The 3,711-nt window shown below is 39.4% G+C and carries 4 protein-coding genes and 2 pseudogenes; all 6 read right to left on the minus strand.

The genetic code is table 11. The features are described 5' to 3' along the window. Window positions 1–3 precede the first annotated feature (3 nt). Window positions 4–414 carry a cupin domain-containing protein gene (locus HWQ42_RS14675; protein ID WP_292813221.1) on the minus strand — a complete coding sequence of 137 codons (411 nt, stop codon included), beginning with the start codon at window positions 412–414 and terminating at the stop codon, window positions 4–6. Window positions 415–1,087: 673 nt separating this feature from the next. After that, window positions 1,088–1,402: a hypothetical protein gene (locus tag HWQ42_RS14680; RefSeq protein WP_292813224.1), complete on the minus strand. Its 315-nt coding sequence runs from the start codon at window positions 1,400–1,402 to the stop codon at window positions 1,088–1,090. A gap of 155 nt (window positions 1,403–1,557) precedes the next feature. Next, entirely contained in the window at window positions 1,558–1,725 is a 168-nt protein-coding gene (locus HWQ42_RS14685; RefSeq protein ID WP_292813227.1) for a hypothetical protein, read from the minus strand. Between the two features lie 677 nt (window positions 1,726–2,402). After that, window positions 2,403–2,696, minus strand: coding sequence for an SDR family oxidoreductase (locus HWQ42_RS14690; RefSeq protein ID WP_292813229.1), 294 nt, complete (start codon window positions 2,694–2,696; stop codon window positions 2,403–2,405). 30 nt (window positions 2,697–2,726) lie between these two features. Next, window positions 2,727–3,458, minus strand: a pseudogene (locus tag HWQ42_RS14695) (transposase); the annotation flags it as partial. Between the two features lie 12 nt (window positions 3,459–3,470). Then, window positions 3,471–3,711: pseudogene (locus HWQ42_RS14700) on the minus strand (IS4 family transposase); the annotation flags it as partial.

Consider the following 3,711-nt stretch of genomic DNA (forward strand, 5'->3'; position numbering starts at 1 on the left):
TATCTAGCATCTATAGATTCCATAGGTGATATTTTTTGTCAATGCGTAAGTCCTAGAATATATAGTCTCGTCTTGTTTACGCCACGCTGGATCAACTATGCATAAAAATACTAGTGATTCTGCCCCAGAATTGCGAATAAATTGTCTAGCATTCGGTGGAATATAGATAGCATCTCCTGCTTCTACTATCTCTAGTTCATCATCTATGTGCATTTCTCCCTGACCACTAAGGATGTAGTAAACTTCCGAAGTTGTTAAAGAATGAGGTGTAGAAGTTTGTCCAATTGACACTACTGCATGAGCTAGACTATATCGTAATTTCAAAGGTTGCTTATCAGGATGTAATAATTCTCGCATTCGAGTGCCATCACCTGTAATGAATTCTGCACACGCATTCAGTTTTTGTACTAGCACTGTCTAAAAACCCTTTAAAACAATAAGTATAAATGATTGTGGCTGGCGAGCGATTGCCAAGGCAGCAACGCAAGTTTTCTACATTTTCCACTTTCTACAAGTTCTATGTGTTTTCGTTTTATTTCTAGCCAGTTGTAGAGTGGGAACTGAACGGGAGCAACGCGAAAAAGTGAGATCATCGTGAAAAGAGCAATCTTTAGCAAGGGAACAGGGGAAGTGAAGAGAAATGAACATCGACATAAAACCCCTATGGGTATCCAGGTACTATGGCGAGGTTGGTTAAAATTACACGACAAGAGTGAAGGTTGGCAGCTTGCAAAAGAGACTTAACAGGAAAATTCAGGTTGAACAATCACTTCTTCAAACTGAATTCTAGAGTTTAAGCGATCGCTTTAGTTAATAATTCTTTTTTCGTGGGCGCTCAGATTGCTCCTCCTTTCAAGAACAGCTTATCTGGACTGATAACTTTCTTAAGCGAACCGTATTGAGAGTTATCCTGTTTTGCCACTCTCGGAAAACAATAATCAAGAGCCAAGTTCTGAAACTTTGATTTAGTCAAGGTTTGAGGCTTTATTCTCGCTCCAGAAACTGAAATTGGAGATAAAAAGTGGAAACTCAAGCTCCGTAACCCTTTCACCTATTGCGTTCTCCCAGAATGACAAAACAGGGTTATTTAGCGATACCCATAACGCCACTGATGCGTGCTGCGATCATAGTAGCGGTAACGTTGGCGATGATTCTGATCGTGGTTCCTTTGGTAGCTACCACGGTCACGATTATAGTTGCGATCAGAATCACGATTATAGTTACGATCGCGATTATAGTTGCGATCAGAATCACGATTATAGTTACGATCGCGATTATAGCCATCACAACGATGATCCCTACAGTACTGTTCACGAGATTCAGCATTAGCATTTGGTGAAAGAGCCAAAATAGAGCTAGCACTGATCAGAACAGCTAAAGTAGCGAGAGTAAAACGTTTCATGCTTTTATCCTGTAAAAAGTTGTGTCGAGATTTTCCACTTCGATAGTAAAGCTCCCATTTTAAAAACCTAAATAGAAGGAAGAAATAGCAGTAACAGCGATCGTTGTTGCTACCTGATTTTAGTATGGGCAACTTACTGAGCCGCTTATGTACGCTCAATACCTATCTTCATTATTAGCAATATCACCTTCAAAAGGTTGAACTCCTGTTGCTGGGTAATCATCATCTCTAGGTCCAAAAATTCTACTGACTGCACCTAAAATATAGGAGATTACTTGCATGGCCCCATTTATAATTGATTTCAGTATTTTTGAGAGAGACATAAATTATTCTCCTGATTTATTTTTGCTGTTAAAAACTTATTTTTTGATTGATTTACTATTATTTAAGCTCAATTTATAACTGTAAACATCCCTCTAATTGGGTAGTAACTATATTTAATAAAAAATTATCAAACGAATTCTCATTATTTTGATTTCATATAGCAATCCTTAAAAATAGTTTACTTATTTGATCTGAGATCAAATCATCAAAAAATATTTAAATCTTTACAAAAATTTTTTGATGATTGTATTCTTAAAGTCTGACTACACCCTCAAGTCTGAGGAGGTTTGTTGACAATGAATGCAGATTTTTTCCTACCTTCAAATATTAGTCATATAAGCCTTTGTGCTTTTATGATACAAATTATTTAAAAGCTAAATTCTTTTATAATTAAGAATGTACTCGATTTTGGATAGGTCATATAGAGTTTGGTGCAGCTTTCTCCCCGCCTACCGCAGCAAATACGGCCAAATGCTCTCCCGTGAATATCTTCTGCACTCGCAAGTCACAGCGCACCAGAGTCGGGATGTCGAATTTTTTCAGATCCTCAGTCCTATCAGTCTCGGAAAAGGGCTTGATGCAGAAATACGCGGCGCGCCAGTGGAATGACCAACTAGCATGAGTCACCCGCAACAGGTTGCAAAACAATGAGAACTTACCTTCAACATTCGATGTCTCACACGGTAGGAATGGTTCCGCCGTCGATCACATATTCAGCGCCGTTAATATAAGAAGCGCGATCAGAGACCAGGAAAGCAACAAGCTCGGCAACTTCTTCGGGGCGACCAGGACGACCCATTGGAATTCCCCCAAGGGAATCCATCAACCCAAGTCTTGCAGTATCAAAGTCTGTTCCTGCATTTTCAGCTAATCTCTTTATCAGTTCCGTAGCCGCTGTTGTCTCGATAAAACCGGGAGCAACTGTATTCACCCGCACACCTCTCGGTGCAACTTCGTTTGAGAGTCGAATGGCACTAAGAAAAGCCGAAACACTTGCAGGTTAAGCAGTTTGCAATTGGTTTCGTAATTCGTGCCGAGGTTTCGTCATTAAAGGGTAAGCTTTCGGGCGACGTTTACGAACTCGTGGTTCACTTCTTGCGGGGCGATCGCTGACAGGCTTGTGGGCAATAACTTTTAGTAAAGTACGATAAATTCGCTGACGTTTTGTTGAAGTTGCGGCTAACAGTTCGGGAATAAAGTTAATTAAATGGTGGCGAGTACCTTGCAACGATAGACGTAATGGAGGAGTGGTGTAAGTAGTTCCGGCATCCCACATCAAACTACGAAGTAGATTGTAAGCCAGTAAATAAACATAAATTTCTTTGCGTACCATTGAGGGACTTTTACACCGCAAAACATCCATTCCCAGAGTAGTTTTAAGATGCCTCAAATCCAATTCAACATCCCAACGTTTACCGTAAAGTCCAACAATTTCGAGAGTAGAATAAGTTGCTTTATCTAAAAGAGTAGTAATTAAGCTAACTTGTTGGGTGCGAAAACCAGGAATAAGAATGTAGTAGTAAATCTCTCGGACAGTTATGGAAGGAGGTAAAGCATTAAATTCCTCTTTATTTAAACATGAAGGACAAGTTTTAGGTTTATACCAAGTAACTAACTTGTCGCAATCTCCAACAATTTTACCTTTTCGCATAGTTTTTGTACGAGATTGGTGTTTACGGAATACAGCATCACAATTAAGTTTTTTGATAGTAAACATATCGGCATAAGCGCAAAAAGCTCTATCTCATAAAAGCACATCATTGGGTTTGAGAAAACTGTACAACCTCCTAGCTAATTTAATATCATGAGTGTTCAAAACGTCTATAAACAAAGCAATGGTGGCTCCTGTCACCAAACTGAATACCACACCAATTTTAGCAATTGGGAAGCCACATCCAGCTTTTTGAGTACTTGGCTGAGGATATTCTATTTGGTTCTCTATAGTGTCCGGCATGGAGACAGTCGAGCCATCTATTACTTTCACA

It is taken from the genome of Nostoc sp. JL23 (genome assembly GCF_017115065.1).
Classification (GTDB): domain Bacteria; phylum Cyanobacteriota; class Cyanobacteriia; order Cyanobacteriales; family Nostocaceae; genus Nostoc; species Nostoc punctiforme_A.